14 protein-coding genes and 1 pseudogene are annotated in these 20147 nt (G+C 38.0%); 3 read left to right on the top strand and 12 right to left on the bottom strand.

The annotated features are described in order from the left end of the window. Window positions 1-183: 183 nt before the first annotated feature. On the bottom strand, window positions 184-651 hold the full coding sequence (locus tag AMS59_RS23245; protein ID WP_053486079.1) for a threonine/serine exporter family protein: 468 nt from the start codon (window positions 649-651) through the stop codon (window positions 184-186). 12 nt (window positions 652-663) lie between these two features. Then, window positions 664-1416: a threonine/serine exporter family protein gene (locus AMS59_RS23240; protein WP_053486078.1), complete on the bottom strand. Its 753-nt coding sequence runs from the start codon at window positions 1414-1416 to the stop codon at window positions 664-666. Between the two features lie 566 nt (window positions 1417-1982). On the opposite strand from AMS59_RS23240, the gene AMS59_RS23235 reads away from it, so the two are divergent. Further along, window positions 1983-3389 carry a polysaccharide deacetylase family protein gene (locus tag AMS59_RS23235; protein WP_053486077.1) on the top strand — a complete coding sequence of 469 codons (1407 nt, stop codon included), beginning with the start codon at window positions 1983-1985 and terminating at the stop codon, window positions 3387-3389. A 751-nt stretch (window positions 3390-4140) separates the two neighbouring features. Here the strand turns inward: AMS59_RS23235 and AMS59_RS23230 are convergent. The 6 genes and pseudogenes from AMS59_RS23230 to AMS59_RS23210 all read right to left on the bottom strand — a co-directional run bounded on the left by AMS59_RS23230 (window position 4141) and on the right by AMS59_RS23210 (window position 11881). Next, window positions 4141-6234: a beta-propeller domain-containing protein gene (locus AMS59_RS23230; protein ID WP_053486076.1), complete on the bottom strand. Its 2094-nt coding sequence runs from the start codon at window positions 6232-6234 to the stop codon at window positions 4141-4143. 139 nt (window positions 6235-6373) lie between these two features. Beyond that, window positions 6374-6614: pseudogene (locus AMS59_RS24625) on the bottom strand (pre-peptidase C-terminal domain-containing protein); the annotation flags it as partial. Between the two features lie 92 nt (window positions 6615-6706). Then, window positions 6707-7396, bottom strand: a complete 690-nt coding sequence (locus AMS59_RS23225; protein ID WP_053486075.1) for a Pr6Pr family membrane protein — start codon at window positions 7394-7396, stop codon at window positions 6707-6709. A 603-nt stretch (window positions 7397-7999) separates the two neighbouring features. Continuing rightward, complete coding sequence (locus AMS59_RS23220) at window positions 8000-9193, bottom strand: acyl-CoA dehydrogenase family protein (RefSeq protein ID WP_053486074.1); 1194 nt, start codon at window positions 9191-9193, stop codon at window positions 8000-8002. Window positions 9194-9203: 10 nt separating this feature from the next. After that, window positions 9204-10376 (bottom strand): saccharopine dehydrogenase family protein, encoded by a 1173-nt coding sequence (locus AMS59_RS23215; protein WP_053486073.1) that lies wholly within the window; start codon window positions 10374-10376, stop codon window positions 9204-9206. Window positions 10377-10402: 26 nt separating this feature from the next. After that, a complete protein-coding gene (locus AMS59_RS23210; protein WP_053486072.1) occupies window positions 10403-11881 on the bottom strand; it encodes an aldehyde dehydrogenase family protein in 1479 nt (492 codons plus the stop codon). A gap of 585 nt (window positions 11882-12466) precedes the next feature. Between AMS59_RS23210 and AMS59_RS23205 the strand changes: the two genes are divergently transcribed. Next, window positions 12467-13267 carry a TIGR00266 family protein gene (locus AMS59_RS23205; RefSeq protein ID WP_053486071.1) on the top strand — a complete coding sequence of 267 codons (801 nt, stop codon included), beginning with the start codon at window positions 12467-12469 and terminating at the stop codon, window positions 13265-13267. 225 nt (window positions 13268-13492) lie between these two features. On the opposite strand, the gene AMS59_RS23200 is transcribed toward AMS59_RS23205, so the two are convergent. The 4 genes from AMS59_RS23200 to AMS59_RS23180 form a co-directional block, all read right to left on the bottom strand. Next, a complete protein-coding gene (locus tag AMS59_RS23200; RefSeq protein WP_053486070.1) occupies window positions 13493-14455 on the bottom strand; it encodes a D-glycerate dehydrogenase in 963 nt (320 codons plus the stop codon). 522 nt (window positions 14456-14977) lie between these two features. Further along, window positions 14978-16279: a globin-coupled sensor protein gene (locus tag AMS59_RS23190; RefSeq protein ID WP_234007899.1), complete on the bottom strand. Its 1302-nt coding sequence runs from the start codon at window positions 16277-16279 to the stop codon at window positions 14978-14980. A 239-nt stretch (window positions 16280-16518) separates the two neighbouring features. Further along, window positions 16519-17352, bottom strand: a complete 834-nt coding sequence (locus AMS59_RS23185) for an undecaprenyl-diphosphate phosphatase (protein WP_053486067.1) — start codon at window positions 17350-17352, stop codon at window positions 16519-16521. Window positions 17353-17498: 146 nt separating this feature from the next. Then, a complete protein-coding gene (locus tag AMS59_RS23180) occupies window positions 17499-18578 on the bottom strand; it encodes a metallophosphoesterase (protein WP_053486066.1) in 1080 nt (359 codons plus the stop codon). Between the two features lie 417 nt (window positions 18579-18995). Between AMS59_RS23180 and AMS59_RS23175 the strand changes: the two genes are divergently transcribed. Continuing rightward, window positions 18996-20144: an acyl-CoA dehydrogenase family protein gene (locus AMS59_RS23175; protein ID WP_053486088.1), complete on the top strand. Its 1149-nt coding sequence runs from the start codon at window positions 18996-18998 to the stop codon at window positions 20142-20144. Window positions 20145-20147: the final 3 nt, after the last annotated feature.

Below are 20147 nucleotides of genomic sequence, written 5' to 3'. Positions count from 1 at the left end.
GCTTTCGCACTACGCTTTCGCACAGAAAACATCCGCTTTGCTGCAGGGTCTCGGGCCAACAGATGTCTTTTGCGCGAAGGCTCTTTTAACATTATAAAGGAGGTTACACTTAAGAGCGTAACCTCCTTCTTTATATTTGTTCTGTCCACCGTTTTGGCTTTTCCATCCGCAATGCCAAAAGCCTTATTTCTTGTAGACCTGTTGGAATTTCGCCTTACCGGTACGTACAGAACGGAAAATAAGCTGTATAAGCACCTCTGCAAATACAAGTCCTATAACGATGGCACCTGTAATTAAAAATGCCTTTAATCCATACTGTAGCCCTTGTACATAATCATCCTCTACAACATTTCTCATTGCATTATAAGCCATGCCTCCCGGAACTAACGGGATAATACCACCAACAATAAAAATAATCATCGGCATTTTGAAGCGTCGAGCATACAAATGAGAAACGATAGCAATTACGAAAGAGCTAAAGAATGAGGCATTTACTACATCCATACCATGCTCTGTTAGGACGAAGTAAATCATCCAGCCTACTACCCCAACAAAACCACAATAAATGAGGGTTTTTCTAGGTACGTTAAAAATAATTGCGATACCAGCAGTCGCAAAAAAGCTAAGAATCAACTGTATGATATAGTCCATGTCATCTGCCTCCTAAAACGATAGAGTGACGGCAATAGCTGCACCAATTGCAAAAGCTGTTAAAAAGGCCTCTACGCCCTTTGCCATCCCTGACATAAAATGACCTGCCATTAAATCCCGAACTGCATTCGTGATCAAAATACCTGGTACCAGTGGCATAACGGAGCTAATTATAATTTTATCTAGTTCCATACCATGGCCATATTTCACTGAAAAGACAGCAATAGATCCTACTACTAATGAAGCCGTAAATTCTGAGAAAAATTTTACTTTTGTTAAGTCATTTATCAATAAAAGCACTAGGAAGCCTAGCCCCCCTGCCAAACAGGCAAAAAGGAAATCAGACCATCCCCCCTTAAACATTATAAGGAAACAACCACTCGCAAGAGCCGATGCTATTACTTGAATATATGTTGGTAAAAAATAATTTGTTTTTTGTATCGACTTTAGCTCGTCATAAGCGTCTTCTAGTGTTATCATGTGAGATGTGAGTCTCCGAGATACTGAATTTACCAAGGCTATTTTTTGTAAATCTGTTACCCTATTGGAAATCGATGTAATTCTTGTCGGCTGTGTCTTGCCTAACGAAAAAATGATTCCTGTAGGTGTGGCATAACATTGCGCGTCCAGCATATTTTGAGAATGTGCCATGCGTAGCATTGTATCCTCCACACGATATGTTTCCGCACCACTTTCAATCATAATTCGCCCTGCAAGCAATAAACAGTCAATCGTAAATTCATTATCCACTTCATGTAAAACCATTACAGTTATCTACCTCCCTCAATTATGCCTCGGCATAATTGCGTCTGGAATCGGCTTTGTGCTTAGGCCTGCGTGAGGGCCAACACGATGTTGGTCATTTCGGTAATGCCACAGGACGTGGCGTTTTTACCGAGGGCCGACACGATGTCGGTCATTTCAGTAATGCCACAGGACGTGGCGTTTTTACCGATGCAGGTCAGTTAGCCGTTATCGCATGGATGCGATGATTTTAGGCTAACATCCTTTTAGAACTCCTTTCCGATTCCATGACATCCGCCGGAGGCTTTAACTTCTTTCACCGGGTGTTTGGCACCCGCTGAAAGAAGTTAAGGTTCCTTGCCAATAGTATCGAACTGCAAATAAAAACTCAACAAAAAATTTTAACTTTTAACAAAAGTACTTTGGCTTACATAAGTTAGAAATGGTAAGCTAATGGGTAATTTATTTATGAAGATTGGTTTCCCATAAATTGATAGCAAAACATCGTAGATTCGTATAACTTTTTCAATGACTAACACGTCTTATTGTATAGAAAAATAAATATGGAAAGGAGCGTATCCATCAAAATGCCGGAACGCAGAAAAAGACGCGGCCCAATGATTGATTTCCTATTAATTGGCCTCATTATTACATTAACAACTATTATTTTAGTCATTATCCTATCAAAGGATGACTTTAAGTTTCAAAAAATTAGTGCCTCTAAAGAGACAACTTCAGATTCAATAAAGAGTAATTTATCCACAGAAAGCTCTGCGTTTCCAGGTATACGTATTGTAACAGATGTTTCTAATGATAAGCGAACTCCTTTTGCTATTCACTATCCAGAAACAGATAATAAAGCTTTTAATGATGCTGTATTACAGTACATAAAGGATTCAAAAGAAAACTATCTGTCATCTATGAAAGAAAATAAAGATAAAGAGGTAATGGGTGAGCTTAATATTAGTTTGGAAACTTTCCCATATCAAAAACATTACTATTCTTTTGTACTAACAAAAATGCTGTATACAGGCGGAGCCAATCCTGAGGTTTCAACAAAAACATTCTTCATCAATCATGAAACTGGTAAACTAATTTCCATTAAAACATTGTTGAACAACGATGAAAACAACTTATCGGCATTAGCTACTAATGTACGTAATGACTTACAACAAAATCTCAAGTTAAAGGATGAGCTTTTCAAGGATGATTTAATAAAGTCAACTGAACCGAAGTGGTCTAATTTCAATCGCTTTGCTATCGTTGATGATTCGTTACAATTCTATTTTGATGAGTATGAGATTGCTAGCGGAGCAGCTGGTTCACCAATTGTGAAGCTTCCCCTTTCACTAATCAATCCGTTGTTAGCCTCAGATTTCCAAATCGCTATGGAAAAGCCGACGAAGCCAATTAATACAGGTGATCCAAACAAAAAACGTATTGCCTTAACTTTTGATGATGGCCCACATCCAAAGGTTACAGAACAGATTTTAAATACGCTCGATAAATATCATGCAAAAGCTACCTTCTTTATGCTCGGTAGTCGTGTTAAATATTACCCTGATATCGCAAGAGACGTACTTGCACGAGGACATGAAATAGGTAATCATTCATGGAACCATCCTGTATTAACAAAACTGTCACTAGAGTCAGCAGTGAAGCAATACACATCTACAGTTGCGGAGATAGAAAAGGCCATTAATCAAAAGCCAACTGTATTTAGACCGCCATACGGTGCAACAAACGATACGATTAACGCTCAAATTTCAGTTCCTGTTGTTTTATGGACGATCGATACGTTAGACTGGAAGTATCGCAATGCACAAAAGTTACTACCTAATATCAAAAACAATTTACACAATAACGCCATTGTCTTAATGCATGATATTCATCAATCGACTGCTGATGGTCTTGATGCCGTGCTTGCTTATTTACAAGGGCAAGGCTATGAATTCGTGACAGTATCGGAAATTCTTCCATATCGTCAAAAATAACCAAAGAAAAAGTCCAATGAACGCAATAAAGTAAAAGGATTCACGCACAGTTTTGTGTGTGAATCCTTTTTGCTCTTCGGAAGGTGGATGTCGATAAAAATTAAAAGTTAGTTGATAAAACAGGAAAGTTTGTCGATAAAATTTAAAAGTTGGGTGACATTTTATTAAAACGTATGTCATGCGGATAAGTTGTTCTTCGTTACGACTGGGTGACTCCTCGGGGATAACGAAGGCTAAAACCATCACGTCCTGTGATAACGCCTTCGTGACCAACATCCTGTCGCTGCTGCTGCGTTTGTACTACGCTTTCGCACAAAAAACACCTGTTGCCCCGAGACCCTGCAGCGACAATGTTTTAACTGTGCGAAAGCGAAGCGGCAGCAACAAAGCGCAGTTAATTCATTTTTATATGAATACTTTGAAGATTTATCGGAACAACATCTCATTTTATCGGAACATTTTCTCGTTTTATCGGAACAATTTTAGCTTTTATCGGAACAATTCCTGTTTTTCTCTACTATGGGCAACTACTTAGGGATCATCGCCACAGACGAGACCCTGCAGCGAAGCAGAAGTTGTCTATGCGAAAGCGAAGCGACAGCAACAACAAATGCGGCTCCGCCCAGTCGGAACGGAAACCAACCCCTCGCTTTGCAGAATCGTCTTTTTTAATAAGACGCATTGACACAATAGTTTTTCAACAACACGAAAAGTCCAATAAACTCAAGATTGAGTTTATTGGACTTTCTTTTTATTTTATAGTTAATGTATCAAGTGGAGTGAAGTCTTTTAGCTGATAGCTCTTCACTTCATTGTTAGCTACTGTGTAAAGAGCGTCATCTATATAGACTACTCGCTGTACACGCTGCTCCCAACTTTCATACTGATCGCCAATGCTTTTATTCACAATATTTCCTTTAAGTACGATTCCTTTATCTGCAGTGATTTCATAGATTTGTGCGCCTTGACCTTTGTAGACGATTTCATCCCCCTTCCCTGCATCATAAAGGACAACTGGGAAACCAAAGTAATGGTATTCCTTATTACGGAATAGCGCTTTAGGATTGTATTGAACTTCGGAGTACGAGCCTTCTCCACCGATTTTTACTGTTGATTGTTCCTTTGGATTTTTGAAATCTGAAACATCAAACAATGACATTTTCATATTTGTTGTAACCGTAAAATTACGCTTCGAATATGCATCATAGCGTTGCTCGGTATCATAGCCAATGCCGATTAAATGTGTATCGTCTAATGGATGTAAATAGTTACTAAAGCCTGGAATCTTTAGCTCACCTAGCACGGTTGGCTTTTTCGGATCTGCCACATCAATAACAAACAGTGGATCCACTTGCTTAAATGTTACCACATATGCTTTTTCGCCCATAAAGCGTGCAGAATACACTTTTTCACCAGGAGCTAAATCTTTTACTGCACCAAGCTCTTGTAAATTTTCATCTAAAATAAATAGGTGGTTTCGTGATATTTCTTGTTCATCCCATGTACTTCCTTCAGTTGTAACGATGCGGAAATTACCTTTATATTCATCCATTGAATATTGATTTAACGCTGATCCTTTTACTTCCGTAGTACCTACAAAATTCATGGCAGTTCCATCAACATCCCATTTAAAAACTTGTGTATCCGTTATTCTTGGCATCCAGATCATATCCATAATACGACCAGCAGCAGGCACTGGATTTCCATCATAAATAGGTGTTGTTAAATAAAGTGCATTCTCCGACATATACATTCCACTACTACCACCTAAGTATCCCTTAGTATTCGCTTTTGTTTTTGCACCATTTTTTAAATCCACTGCTGTAATTAAACTATATGTTCCATCCATTGTATTAGGTAAAATAGAAATTTTCTCTAGAGGTAAACTTTTGTACTCTTTTCCTTCTACACTATCAAATGTTTTCGGTTTTAAATCCGGCACTTTTTGCTCTCTTAGCATCCAATAATTCGGATACATATTACCGATTAAGTATAATGTGTCATTTGTAATTCGAATATCTTGTAAATATCCCTCTTGCCCCATTTCACGTATAAGCTTCGGATTTTTTGGATTTGAAATATCATACAAAGTAGCTGTCGACATGCTTGTGCCTACTTTTTCTAGATATTCACCCCCAATCACTATTAATAAATGATCATATAATGCTAGTTTTGAAATATATTGTGATTCTTTCAGCTTGATTGTTGTCGTTAACTTTAAATTTTTCGGATCTTTCGCATCAACTACATTAATGCCTTGATCTTTTACAGCATAAATAAAGCCATCTTTGACAACAACAATATCCCCTTCTTCCACTCCTTCGACTTGATTATTCGTTGTAGAGGAGTTGTCTGCACTCGCTTTGTCATCGCTCTTTGCCATTTCCGTGGTTGCTTCATATTCCAGTTCTTTATGTGAATTAGCTAAAAGTGATTCAAAATATTGTTGTAGCTCTTTTTCCGATTTTACAGGTTCAAGCTTTTCAATGATGGTAAATGCTATTTCTTGCGATGTCATTTTAGTTCCATCTAGTACAAACGCTTCTTTATTCACATGTAATTTATAACTACCAGGTACTAAATCGCTTACGATTATTGTCTTTTTATCTTCTCCCACTGTTACTGTTGCTGTTACCTTTTGACCTTTGCTATTTGTTACGTAAACATTGTCTTCCGTTATTTTGCTTTCCTTTAGTGCCTTAGTAAAGGAAACTTTCCAGCTATGAGTTGTCATACTCGCACTCGTAGTCTGTGCCTCTACTTTTGGGGCCGACATCAACATAAAAATTCCTGGCAAAATAGCTAGTGCGGTGATGAGTAAAATTGCTCTCCATTTATTTTTCATCAATTTACCTACCTTTCGTAAATTTGTTTATTAATTAGACTTCCAAAGAATTAAAAAGTTACATTATTCCGAATTTTTCCTCAGTAAAAAACGAGAGAAACTGAATCCCTCTCGTTACGTTTGTTACTGCTTTTTTATGTTATTGTACTTTTACTGTATATGTCCCGTCTTCATTATCAAATTTATAAATATATAAATAATACTTTCCTGGTTCCGCAGTAAATTTACCTTCTATAATATTACCATCTTCCTGTCCATAAAATGCGCAATTTTGCATATCAGACTCATGAAGAAGCACCCATGATTCCAATTTGATTTTCATTTACGACAGAAATATCTATTTCTTTTGGAGACGTAACATCGAATATGTATACATCCGTATCATTCTAAGCAATGACCCTTTTTTATAGTTATGATGTAATCACTACAAAAACATAATAACCAACCAAAAGATCATTGGCTATGGATAACATTATTTGCTTACAACTAAAGGTTTATTAACTTTCTTGTCAAACAAATACATAATATGGCTAAGTACCAAGAAAAATACTATAAGGCCACCGATGTAGACAAGGGATTTTGCTCCTACTCTGTCGTAGTCAAAGAAAAAGTAAGCGTAATGTACTGGTTTCCCATCAATTGGCGATATACTGTACACATATCCCATTAGACCTGTGATAGTAGCAAATGCCACATATGAGAGTGGGTATATCAAAACATAATATACATCTCGGTATTTTAAATGATTAGATTCTGTAAATAGAAAATAATCTACAAGGCAAAGAATAGGTGTAATCAAATGTACTGCAAGATTATCAAATTTCCAAAGATAAAAACTCCCACCCATTGTAAAGGTAGTAGGAGCTAGCAACATCCAATAAACGATAAGTGTTAAAAGTAAATCAATTACACATATCATTTCAAAACGTGAAAAATAGCCAGCACTTCCCGTCTTCCCATCATTTATCAATCCCTTAACTGTACGTATAGTAAGTATACTAAACAAGATCAATGCTAAAAAATTGCTTTGGATAGTATAGTACATAAAGATCTTAAAATTCATTTCGCCCGATAGGATGCCCATACGTAATAATAGACCATATAATATAAAAATAAGGCTACCCATTCTAAATAATAAGGCTATAACTCTATTATGTATCATACGATTCCTCCTAATTTATTTTAATATCATTTCATTCAACCAACTATTCATCCATCATTTCATCTTAAATTTTTACAAGAAAAATTATTCTTGCATTATAGCGAAGCTTTGTCAAACATTTACCCTTACCTCCGTTCGTATTTATCCGAATTTTCAGATCGTTTGTTACAATTCAGCCTTAATGATTAAATAAAAACTATAAATAGACCAGTCTATAGTTAGACTGGCCCACCTGTAAATACCTTTTCTATTGATTCTAGAATAGAGAGTTGTTTCCTTACAAGTCTCAGCTGCTCAAATGTAAATGTCATAGATATAAGAAGTTGACCGTCTTTGATATTCTAGAGATGGTGTATAAAACGACGGTGAAGCATAGACATGCTGCCTAAAGAAAAAATCGCGTTTAAATAGGCTTCTTTAGCATGCCTATTTTTTTATCACTTGCTAGATTTGAAACAAGGATCTTTCGTGTCTAGTAATTTACTTGGTAAGCTTGATGGGCATGTGATTGTGCCCCTATTAGTCTAAAAACAAACAATCGCAACATTGTTTTTTATTTGGTATTTTTTCTTTATTCCTTTAGATACATTGATAAAAGCTGGCTTATTCTTCAAATGGCCATTTTGGTAGCATTTTTGTTAATGGCTTATCTTGACGTTTTCCTAATACATAGTCAGCCTGCATAATTGTATGAATTTCCCGCGTGCCTTCGTAGATAACCGGTGCTTTCGAGTTACGTAAATAACGAGCGACTGGATATTCATCCGAATAACCATATGCTCCATGAATTTGTACAGCATCATCCGCAGCTTTATTGGCAAAATCACAAGCCTGCCACTTTGCTAATGATGTCTCGCGCGTATTACGTACACCTTTGTTTTTCAACTCTCCAACACGATATACAAGTAGGCGACTCATTTGATAGCCCGCTTCCATTTTGGCAATCATTTGCCCTACTAGCTGGTGCTCACCAATAGGTTTACCAAATGTTTCGCGTTCATGACAGTATTTCACGCTCGCCTCGAGACACGCTTGAATAAGACCGACAGCGCCTGCAGCTACTGTAAAACGACCATTATCTAACGCAGACATCGCAATTTTAAAGCCTTCTCCCTCTTCTCCAAGGCGATTCTCTACAGGTATACGTAGATCTTCAAAAAAGAGCTCACCCGTATTACCAGCACGAATACCGTATTTACCTTTAATGGCCTTCGATGTAAAGCCCGCCATGGAACGCTCTACGATAAATGCACTAATGCCATGATGCTTTTTCGATTTATCAGTGTAGGCAAAAACGATAAAATGGTCAGCTATATCACATAAGGAAATCCATGTTTTTTGTCCATTTAACACGTAAAAATCTCCATCCCTTACAGCGGTGGTAGACATTGCGGCTACATCTGACCCTGCTCCGGGCTCTGTTAAACCAAATGCCCCAATCCGAACTCCTTTTGCCTGTGGAACAAGGTACTGCTGTTTTTGAGCCTCTGTTCCCCATTGCATTAAGGTCATGCTATTCAGGCCTGTATGAACAGAAACAGCTGTGCGAAACGCTGTATCTCCACGTTCAAGCTCTTCACAAACGATGGCGAGTGCATTGTAATCCATCCCACTACCACCGTATTGTTCTGGTACACAAACACCCATTAAGCCTAGCTCAGCAAGTCTTGACCAAATCTTCGGATTGAAGCCGCCCTCAGCATCCCACTTCGCAATATGTGGAAGTATCTCGGCATCCACAAACTGCCGCACTGTTTTACGTAACATTTCCTGCTCAGTGGTAAATTCGAAATTCATGACCAAGCACCTACCATTTCACAATCATTGCAGATGTATGAGACGTCTCCTTAATGACAACACCACGTTTAGCCATTTCTTCAATATAAGTATCGCCAGGTACAACTGATTCAGGTGCAAATACACCGCGCTCTGTAATTTTATTTTCCCCAATCATTTGAGCAACGACAGAAATTGTATTTGCTGTTGCACGAGCCATAGCCGTTTCATTAATCGTCATATCTTTACGCACGACCATTTCGTACTCATACGTCACTTGTTGTTGCGCTTTTTCACCCGCTACAATTACGCGCAGTAGCACTGCATCTGGTTTTGTACCAAGCTCAAGTTTCTTTTTAAGTGCCTCACGAACAACTGGACGTACAGAAACCTCCTGATTTTCTAGCTCTACCTTATTACTAGCATCGAGGAATCCTAAATCTGCTAATAGCTTAAATTTCTCTGCATGTCCTTTATAACGAATCGTTTTATATTCTAATGTTTGGACATTTGGGAATGTCTTATACAATGTCGATATACCGCCAGATGTATAAAATGCCTCAAGCACACCAAAATCTTTGAAATAAATAGGTTCAACACCTGATAACGATGGAACTTCTTGAAGTTTACCTTTTTGAATCACTTTTGATGGCTCCGTATAATGATCAAAGACACCATCTAGAGAAAATACTCGCGTATAGTGAAGAGGTGGCTTCGGCTCTGTAGGAATACCGCCTACAAATAGTTTAATAGATTCTACCTCATCTAATTTCGAAGCACCGTAGCCCGCTAAAATGTTGACCATACCTGGAGCAACACCCAAGTCTGGAATAATTGTTACACCTTTTGCTTTTGCCTCTTCGTCTAGATCTAATATTTTTTCTGTTACACCGCCAATATGACCACCTAAATCGACGGAATGAACACCAGCCGCGATTGCCGCTCTTGCTACACGCTCATTAAAGGAATAGAATAATGCATTAACGACTACATTGCCTTTTGAGATAACCTCCATTAACGAGTCATCGCGCTCAGCATGAAGTTCTACAACCTCAATCTTATCTGTATTTAACGAGTCCACAAAGTTCTGCGCTAAATTCACGTCTATATCCCCTAAAAATACACGCTCCACTTTGCTATTTTTTATTAAATCACGAGCTACCTCTTTCCCCATTAAACCTGCACCTAATACAACAACTTTCATCAAGAACATCCCCTTTCATTGATCTGTTATTCTGTATCGATTTGTGCTCTTTGTAATTTACCGCTATAGTCTACATAAATACTTTTCCATTCTGTATAGACATCTAAGGCAGCTACACCCGAGTCGCGGTGACCATTCCCCGTGCCCTTTGTGCCGCCAAATGGTAAATGGATTTCAGCACCCGTTGTGCCAGCATTCACATAAACAATACCTGTATCTAAATCTCGTTGTGCGCGGAAAATCGTATTCACATCTTGTGAGAAAATTGAACTGGATAAGCCAAATTTTACGCCATTGTTTACTTCGATTGCTTCATCCAAACTTGCTACTTCAATTAGAGAAACGACCGGACCAAAGATTTCTTCCTGTGCAATAATCATGTCAGGCTTCACGTTGGTAAATAGTGTAGGCTCATAATAAAACCCTTTATCATAAGGAGGCTCAGATAAAATTCTACCTCCAGCTAACAACGTCGCCCCTTCCTGTTTGCCGATTTGCACATAGTGATTAATCTTTTCTAATGCGGCTTTATTAATCACAGGTCCGATTTTCACACCGTCATCTAGGCCGTCCCCAATTGTTAGCTTTTGCATTTCGTCTAATAGACGTTTTTCTAGTTCTTCTCTTACATCTTTATGCACGATCACCCGACTACATGCTGTACATCTTTGACCAGCAGTGCCAAATGCACTCCATAAAATGCCTTCAGTGGCTAGCTGTAAATCGGCATCATCCATAACTATGACTGCATTTTTCCCACCCATCTCTAATGAAATCTTTTTCAGGTGTTTACCACCTAGCTCTGCTACCTTACTTCCTGTTGTTGTAGAGCCGGTAAATGAAATGACCTTAACATCTGGATGTTCAATCAATGCTGTTCCAACTGTTGGCCCCGTACCAAAGACGATATTTGCCACTCCGCCTGGTAAACCAACCTCTTCAAAAATTTTGCCCATTTCATACGCCATCATTGGTGTCTCATTCGATGGCTTCCAAATGAACGTATTACCAGCAACAATTGCAGGGAATGACTTCCAAGTAGCAATAGCCACAGGGAAATTCCACGGAGTTATTAAACCTACAACGCCAATAGGTGCTCGTACACTCATAGCAAATTTATTAGCCAGCTCTGACGGTGTTGTCTCCCCAAATAACCGTCGCCCTTCACCAGCCATATAATAGGCCATGTCTATCCCTTCCTGTACTTCACCTCGAGCTTCTTCAATAACCTTGCCCATCTCTTTTGTTAAAACGGTCGCTAAATGTTCCTTTTTCTCTTTCATTTTTTGACCGATGGCATATAAATAGTCAGCACGTTTAGGCGCAGGTACTAATGCCCAGGTTTTTTGTGCTTGTTTTGCAACCGCTACCGCTTCATCTACCTCACTTGCAGTAGAACGCGGTATTGTAGCTAGCTGCTCCCCATTAGCAGGGTTGGTCACTACTATACTTTGTAAATGTGAATGTGTTACCCATTCACCGCCGATATAGTTTTTAATTTCCACTACAAACACCCCCTAAACAATCTATGTTGCCTCTGCCTCATTGTTACCAATTGCATTGCTTTCAGACAGATATTATCTATTACTCTATAGTATATAAAAATAGATATGTCAAAATTCCGAATTTTTAATATATAGAGATCTGAAGAGCATTCTTTTGGATTAATAACATCGGTGACAATCGTCAGAGGCTTTATTTTCTTTTAGCTGAACATTGTTGTCAGTTACGGATGAAAGTCTTTTGTGAGTAATCCGCCGGAGGCTTTGGGCCAACAGATGTTTTTTGTGCGAAAGCGTAGTGCTAACGCAGCGGCAGCAACATGATGTTGGTCACTCAGTCATTGCCACAGGACGTGGCGTTCTTAGACTGAGTCCCTCTATTTCAGCGGATGTTTGACACCCACAAAAAGAAGTTAAAACAATCACCAATTTTCAGCTAGGTGAAAATAAAAAATACTCATTCTAGTTGTTTATATTCGACATTCACTAGCTTATTCCCTTTTTTCCTAAAATAATTAATTATGCATTGAAACTAAAACAACTTATAATCGTATACAATAACAAAACTATTTTTGGAGGAATCCCTTTATGAATAATCATGAAATTGACTACAAATTATATGGCGATGATATGCAATACGTGCAAGTTGAGCTTGACCCTCAAGAAACAGTAGTAGCTGAAGCTGGAGCTTTAATGATGATGGATGATTCTATCCATATGGAAACTGTCTTTGGCGATGGTTCAAGAGGAAGCCAAGAAAGTGGTATTATGGGTAAATTATTTGGAGCTGGAAAACGTCTAATTACGGGTGAAAGTTTATTCATGACGACATTTACGAACGTTGGTTCAGGTAAACGTCATGTGTATTTTGCTTCTCCATACCCTGGTAAGATTATTCCAATGGATTTAAGCCAATTGAACGGAAAGATTATTTGTCAAAAAGATGCATTTTTAGCTGCTGCTAAAGGAGTTTCAATAGGTGTTGAATTCCAGAAAAAAATCGGTGTTGGCTTCTTCGGTGGTGAAGGCTTCATTATGCAAAAGCTTGAAGGAGACGGCATGGCTTTTGTACATGCAAGTGGAGCTATTCACGAAAAAACTCTACAACCTGGCGAAGTATTACGTGTTGATACAGGCTGTTTAGTTGCTATGACATCTGATGTGGATTACAATATCGAAATGGTTGGAGGCGTAAAAACTGCATTATTTGGCGGTGAAGGTATCTTCTTCGCTACTTTAAAGGGTCCGGGTAAAGTATGGATTCAATCATTACCATTTAGCCGCTTAGCAAGCCGCGTCTTTGCTGCAGCACCAATTTCTCAAGGCGGTGGCGGTCAATCTAAAGGCGAAGGTGGCATTGGCGGTTTGTTTGATATGTTTAATAGATAATGGACGCTTTTTAATCAATTATGTCTCGGCATAATTGCCTTCGGAGGCTTTACTAATTTCAGCGGATGTTTGAACACCTTTGAAATTAGCTAAAGGAGCACATCTAATTACGATGTGCTCCTTTTCTTATAAATTCAGTTGAATTATACCCTATATTTCCACTGTGGACGGAGCTTAGCCGCTTTGTCGTAAAAATTACTCCTACTTCTGTTATCTTCGGTGCAATTAATCTATTCGATTCGTTACAGCCTTGCCCTGCCCATATGCGGTAAGCTCTTTAACGTTCAACATCAGCATGGCAGTTCTAGTTTGAAGCGAGGCACTACCGATATGTGGAAGTGCTACAACATTTGGAAGCGTCAATAATGGATGATCCAACGCAATAGGCTCTTGTTCAAAGACATCCAGCCCTGCTGCCCACAGCTTACCGTTTTTTAACGTATCATACAGTGCATTCTCATCGATAATGCCACCACGTGATGCGTTAATTAATACCGCGTCATCCTTCATTAAAGCAAGTTCCTCTGCTCCTATAAGTCCTACAGTATCATTGTTAAAAGGTGTCATAATAACAACAAAATCCGATTGTTTTAAAAGATCCTCCAACGACACATATTGAAAGCCATACATTTCTTCTACCTCATGGCGACGTCTACGATTGTTGTACAAAATTTTCATATCAAAACCTTTTGCTCGTCTTGCAACCGCTTGACCAATACGTCCCATACCAATAATTCCTATAGTGGATCCTGAAACATCTTTACCTACTAATTGCATCGGATACCAGCTTTTCCATTTACCCTCACGCAAATATCGTTCGCTTTCTGGAATTCTTCGAGCAGTCGCAAGCAATAATCCCCATACTAAATCTGCAGTCGTATTTGTTAAAACTCCTGGAGTATTAGTCGCCATTATTCCACGCTTACGCAAAGCTTTGACATCAATATTATTATATCCGACTGCTAAATTAGTCACGAGTTTTAAATTGGGTGCATGTAATAATAACTCTTCATCGACTTGGTCAGCAATCGTTACCCACAATACTTCACAATCTGCAACAGCTGCCAATAGTTTTTCCCGTGGTATAACAATTTCCTCTTCCTCCCATTGTTTAATATCATAATACTCTTTCAACGGCTCAACTATATGCGCTGGGAACTTTCGTGTAATAAATAATTTCTTTTTCATATTCCGAACACCCCTCTACTCAATTCGCCTATAGCGTAACACTTAGAACGCTCATTTTCTAGGAATTTCTTATCCTTATATATGTAATCGCTAGTCCTTTTTATCAGTCTACAAACTTCATCCGTCTATTTGTTGTTTCATCCTTCAGATAAGCGATTTTGTCCTATTATTTACGAAAAATAAACCTAGGCTTATCACTGAAAATTGAGAATAACATTTTGTTTAAACAGTTGGTTCATGAGGATAAGTTAATTGGAGTGAAAACTCGGCGACTCTTTGGAGATCAGCAATAGAGGAACGAAGACTAAAAGCATCAAGTCCTGTAATAACGCCTTCGTAACTCCGTGCTGTTGCCGCTGCCGCTTCGCTTTCGCGCAGATAAAACCCTTTTGCTGTCGCTACGCTTTCGCACAAAAAACACCTGTTAGCCCGACGCCCCCAGGAAAACATCCAGTCGGAACGGAAATCAACCACACGTTAAGGTGATAACAAAAAACTATGCATAGGCTTTATGCATAGTTTTTAAAAATCTCTGATTGTTGTATCTAAACGATTGGCGGCTTGTTTTAATTCCTCGGAAGATTCTCCAATTGATTCTATAATTCCTGATAATTCCGTTATTTTCAGTCCGACGTTTTGGAAGTTTGAGATAGAACCGTCTACTGAGCCAGATATTGCATCGAATGCTTTTAAAGATTCTGCGTTTTGCTCAATACTATTGTTCACCAACTCTTGGATTTCATGAATTGCTTGAACAACTTGGTTTGTAATTCCATTAGACATTGTTATGAGATCCGCGATTTGTTCAACCGAACTTTTCGTTTGATCTGCAAGCTTACGAACTTCGCTCGCCACGACAGCAAAGCCTTTTCCATGCTCTCCTGCACGTGCAGCCTCAATAGCCGAATTTAATGCTAGTAAATTTGTTTGGCCAGAAATACTTTTCACTATTTCGATAACAGCATTGATTTTTGAAGAAGATTGATCTAATTGCTCCACCATACCCGACATTTCAACTGTCTTATGATGAATTTTTCCTGTTTGCTCATTAATTAATGTAATTTTAGAATAACCTTCAGACGATACCTTTTGCATTGTTTTTGCCTCATCGATACTTTCCTTCAAGTATTCATTCACTTCCTTGGCGTTATAAACAAGTTCGGTCACTGTTTCATTAGTACTATGAGATTGAGTCTCTAGTTGCGTAGATATCCCACCTATAATTTCCTTTACATGTGCTCGAACACTATCCTGTTGCTTCTCAATTAATGTATTAGCATAATTATCATATTCCTCTAGGACAATCTGTTGTTCGAAATTACAGATTTTACTGATGGCATCACAAAACTTCTCTTCTTCGTCCCTCGGTAATTGAAGCTTATAAACAATCTTTCTTAAAAATTTTTCAAGATTTTGAAAGGCTGCTAAATACCACTTAGGATACAAGTTAATCTTCACATGCATTTTCGCTACTCGCCTTCTCTTCTCCAAAAATGCATCGTCTATACGCCCTTCGAACATTTCTATAATATGATGGCGTAATGTTTGGCGTAAACGCTCACTAGAGCTATACTTTTCAATAACATCACGTAAAACTGGCACACTTTCAATTGCATGATAAAATGCCGCTACTACCTCTAAGACATGTCGTTCAATATACGGTTTTAAACTTCTGATCAACTGCAAATCTTCTTTAGTTAAATTTACTAGATTTAACTGTAATAAACGTTCCTGATCTTGAATAATAACCCCTATGCTTGATTCATCACTTATTTCAACTGTATTTTTCTTCGGTCTATTTCCAATTTGAAACAATTTATCCACCTCACTGTGTCTATGTCTATTCTACTAGATATTATCCGAAAACAAAAAACTCTCCGAATCAATTATAAGTTCCAAACAATTAAAATGACAATATATAGGTAAAAAATATCTGTTTTCGCAACAAGGATTGAGCCACCTTACTTATAAACAATACTCATTAACCACTTAATTTTACCTAAAACAAGATAAAAACGCTAAAAAAAGCCACTCATTCTGAACCAGAAGAGTGACTTTATTAATTACATAAAGATAATAACAGCTAGTACAGCAGCTAGTACTAAACGATAAATAGCAAATGGCATTAATTTCACTTTTGAAACAAGTGCTACAAAGAATTTAATAGAAAGTAATGCAAAAATAAATGAACTAATGAAGCCCACTACATAGAAGCTAAAATAATCCATAGATAGCGTATCCCAGTTTTTCAGTACAGATACTAAACTAGCACCCGCCATAATTGGTACTGCCATAATGAAAGTAAAATCTGCGGCCACACGGTAACTCATACCACATAGTACACCACCAGATATTGTTGCACCTGAACGAGAGAACCCTGGCCAAAGCGATAAACATTGTACTAAACCTACTTTAAATGCTAAACCATAAGAAATCTTATCTAGTGAATCCACTTTTGGTTTTTTCGGCGCAAATTTATCTGCAATAATCATTAAAATTGCCCCAGCTACTAAAGCATAAATAACATGCTCTACTTTAAATAAATGATCATCGATAAAGTCTTTAAATGCAAAACCTAATACAGTTGCTGGCAACATGCCCACAATAACATGCATTAAGTTGAAGCGACCTTTCATCGAAGTAGATTGTCCTTCGATTCTATATAGCCCTACTAAGCTCAACATTCGTTTCCACATCACAACGACTACGGCTAATATAGAACCTAGTTGAACAACAATTTTAAATGTATTGGCGGGATACATCCCTAAAAACTCCTCTGTCTTTAGCCACATATCGTCCACAATAATCATATGACCTGTCGATGACACTGGTGCAAACTCTGTCAGCCCTTCGACCATGCCTAATATAAGCGCCTTTAATAATTCAATAATATCCACGTTTTCACCTTACCTTTTGTTAATTAAATGCCAACATATTATAAAATACACTTTTTCATATACTATGACTATGACATTTAGTTATGAGTAGCCTGCCTCATCACCATAACGTGGGGTTATTTTGAGCCACATGCCCAATTTACCAACTAACGAAAATTTATATCCACAACCCATAATTCAGAACGGCTGCCTATTCGCATTGGAGGACCCCAAAAGCCAAAACCTGATGAAACAAGTGTATGCATTTTCTCCTTCATCTTATAACCATGATCGAGCTCAAATACACGAGCTGTTATATACTGATTAGGCCATAGTTGACCTTTATGTGTATGTCCTGACATATGGAAGTCTACACCCATTTTTGCAGGCGTATTTAAATCATTTGGGGTATGATTCATGACAAACCAAGGCAAGTCATCTGCTGTCTTCAATGCATCTAATTGCTTTCTATCCTTGTTTGTAATATCCTCTTGCCCCGTTAATACTATCACATTATCGATTCTAATAGTTTCATCACACAAAACTTTTACATTAGCATTTTCCATCTCTTTAATAAATTCAGGGATTTGCTTGCCATAGTACTCGTGATTGCCCAGTACACCGTACACTCCATATGTAGATGTTAATTGTTTCATCACATCTGCCATTCCATCGTTAACAAACCATTTAGGGTCGTCATCCACAATATCCCCAGCTAAAAAGACGATGTCCGGTTTTGCTTCATTCGATAACGTAACAAAGCGCTGTAAATGTTTTTTATGTGATAGAACACCTAAATGAAAATCTGATGCAACTACAACTCTCATCGATTCTAGCTCACTACTCTTTTTATCCATCGTTATTTCTAAATGCCGAACAACAGGTGAATACGCTAAATAAGTGCCCACAAAACTTAGTACAAACAAAGTAGCAATTGCAATACTACCAATTATCTGTACACTTTTAAAAGGACTTAGCCAAAGAATCAAGTGTGCTGCCAAACAAAGCAGTAATCCGTATTCAAAAATAAACATCCAATAATTATGGATTATTGAAAACATTCGTAAAGACTCATGCAATCTACTAATAATAATACTAAATGCAATGATATACAGCACTAACCAATATAAAATTGGATAACGGAACCATCCCATCGCCACAAGCCAATGTCTCAATCCCCATCCTAAGTAAAAAGTTAATGCACTATATATACTTAATAAAAGAATTCCACCGATTACTTTAGGCATTTCAGTTCCCTACTTTCATATAGTATTAGTTGATTATACATTATGCTTAACATTTACATTTGCATTACGTATTTCTAATAGAAAGTAAGTGTAAAAGGGCTACCAATCCGCTCATTATATCAAGTGTACATTTCCCTTGTAATTTAATCGTTTTATTTACATGACAATCTCATTAGGAAAGTGACAATATCGTAATCTAAGGGATTACACAAAGTCGTTTACAGCACATAGCTAGAGTGCTCATCGCCTACGAAATCGAACCTATATTATGTTAGATCCCCTTTACTCTTCAATCTATTATAAAATTATGTAAAAAATCTTTGAATAATATACTTTAATTTTTCTGAATATTTAAGTAACATTGTAATTGCAAGAGAAAATTTACGCATGTATGAGGGAAAAAGGGGCGTTGTTCATATGACAAGATATAAATTCGAATCAACAGAGCATGAGTTATTTCGTAAAACCTTACGCAAGTTTTTAGCAGAAGAAGCCGAGCCACACTATCCACAATGGGAGAAAGATCATCTTATTCCACTTGAATTTTGGCGTAAGCTTGGGGAAATGGGCTATCTATGCCCCCAAGTAGAAGAGCAATACGGCGGTCTCGGATTAGATTTTAGTTTTGGCGTTATTATTCAAGAAGAGCTAGAGCGCGTAGGTTCGAGCCTTATTGGCGTTGGTCTGCATAACGATATTGTTGTGCCTTATATTGAGGCATACGGCTCAAATAAGCAAAAATCACGCTGGCTACCGAAATGTGTTACAGGCGAACATATTACAGCAATTGCTATGACGGAGCCAGGCACAGGTTCAGATTTGGCAAACATCCAAACAACTGCTATTCGTGATGGTGATCACTATATCGTCAACGGACAAAAAACATTTATTACAAATGGTATTCATACAAATTTAGCGGTCGTTGCTGTAAAAACAAATCCTCAGGCAGAAAAAAAGCATCGTGGCATTAGCCTCCTTGTCATTGAAGACGGGACACCAGGCTTCACAAAAGGTCGCAAACTCGAAAAAGTTGGCATGCACGCACAGGACACAGCCGAGCTATATTTTGAGGATTGTCGCGTACCTGTAGAAAATCTCCTTGGTGAAGAAGGTAACGGCTTTATTTATATGATGCAAAAGCTGCAACAAGAGCGTTTAGCAGTAGCCATCGCCGCACAAACGGCAGCTGAGGACATGCTTTCTTTAACAATTGATTATGTAAAATCACGTCAAGCTTTCGGAAAATCCATTAGCGACTTCCAAAATACGCAATTTAAAATAGCCGAAATGGCGACAAAAATCGAACTTGGCAAATCATTTTTAGAATCTCTAATAGAGGAACATATCGCAGGAAATGATGTCGTAACAAAAGTTTCAATGGCAAAATACTGGATAACGGAAAATGCACGTGAGCTTGCTGTCCAGTGTATGCAGTTACATGGTGGCTACGGTTATATGGAGGAATACAAGATTGCTAGAAGATATCGAGATATTCCTGTCATGTCCATTTATGCAGGTACCAACGAAGTCATGAAAGTGATTATTGCCAAGAATTTAGGGTTATAACTA

Origin of the sequence: Lysinibacillus sp. FJAT-14745, assembly GCF_001275675.1 — a bacterium.
GTDB lineage: Bacteria > Bacillota > Bacilli > Bacillales_A > Planococcaceae > Lysinibacillus.
This window is presented reverse-complemented; position numbering and strand designations above follow the sequence as displayed.

Coding starts and splice junctions, on each gene's coding strand:
- AMS59_RS23215 (WP_053486073.1), bottom strand. CDS start 10,376: ATGAAAGTTGTTGTATTAGGTGCAGGTTTAATGGGGAAAGAGGTAGCT.
- AMS59_RS23240 (WP_053486078.1), bottom strand. CDS start 1,416: ATGGTTTTACATGAAGTGGATAATGAATTTACGATTGACTGTTTATTG.
- AMS59_RS23225 (WP_053486075.1), bottom strand. CDS start 7,396: ATGATACATAATAGAGTTATAGCCTTATTATTTAGAATGGGTAGCCTT.
- AMS59_RS23230 (WP_053486076.1), bottom strand. CDS start 6,234: ATGAAAAATAAATGGAGAGCAATTTTACTCATCACCGCACTAGCTATT.
- AMS59_RS23235 (WP_053486077.1), top strand. CDS start 1,983: ATGCCGGAACGCAGAAAAAGACGCGGCCCAATGATTGATTTCCTATTA.
- AMS59_RS23175 (WP_053486088.1), top strand. CDS start 18,996: ATGACAAGATATAAATTCGAATCAACAGAGCATGAGTTATTTCGTAAA.
- AMS59_RS23200 (WP_053486070.1), bottom strand. CDS start 14,455: ATGAAAAAGAAATTATTTATTACACGAAAGTTCCCAGCGCATATAGTT.
- AMS59_RS23245 (WP_053486079.1), bottom strand. CDS start 651: ATGGACTATATCATACAGTTGATTCTTAGCTTTTTTGCGACTGCTGGT.
- AMS59_RS23205 (WP_053486071.1), top strand. CDS start 12,467: ATGAATAATCATGAAATTGACTACAAATTATATGGCGATGATATGCAA.
- AMS59_RS23180 (WP_053486066.1), bottom strand. CDS start 18,578: ATGCCTAAAGTAATCGGTGGAATTCTTTTATTAAGTATATATAGTGCA.
- AMS59_RS23220 (WP_053486074.1), bottom strand. CDS start 9,193: ATGAATTTCGAATTTACCACTGAGCAGGAAATGTTACGTAAAACAGTG.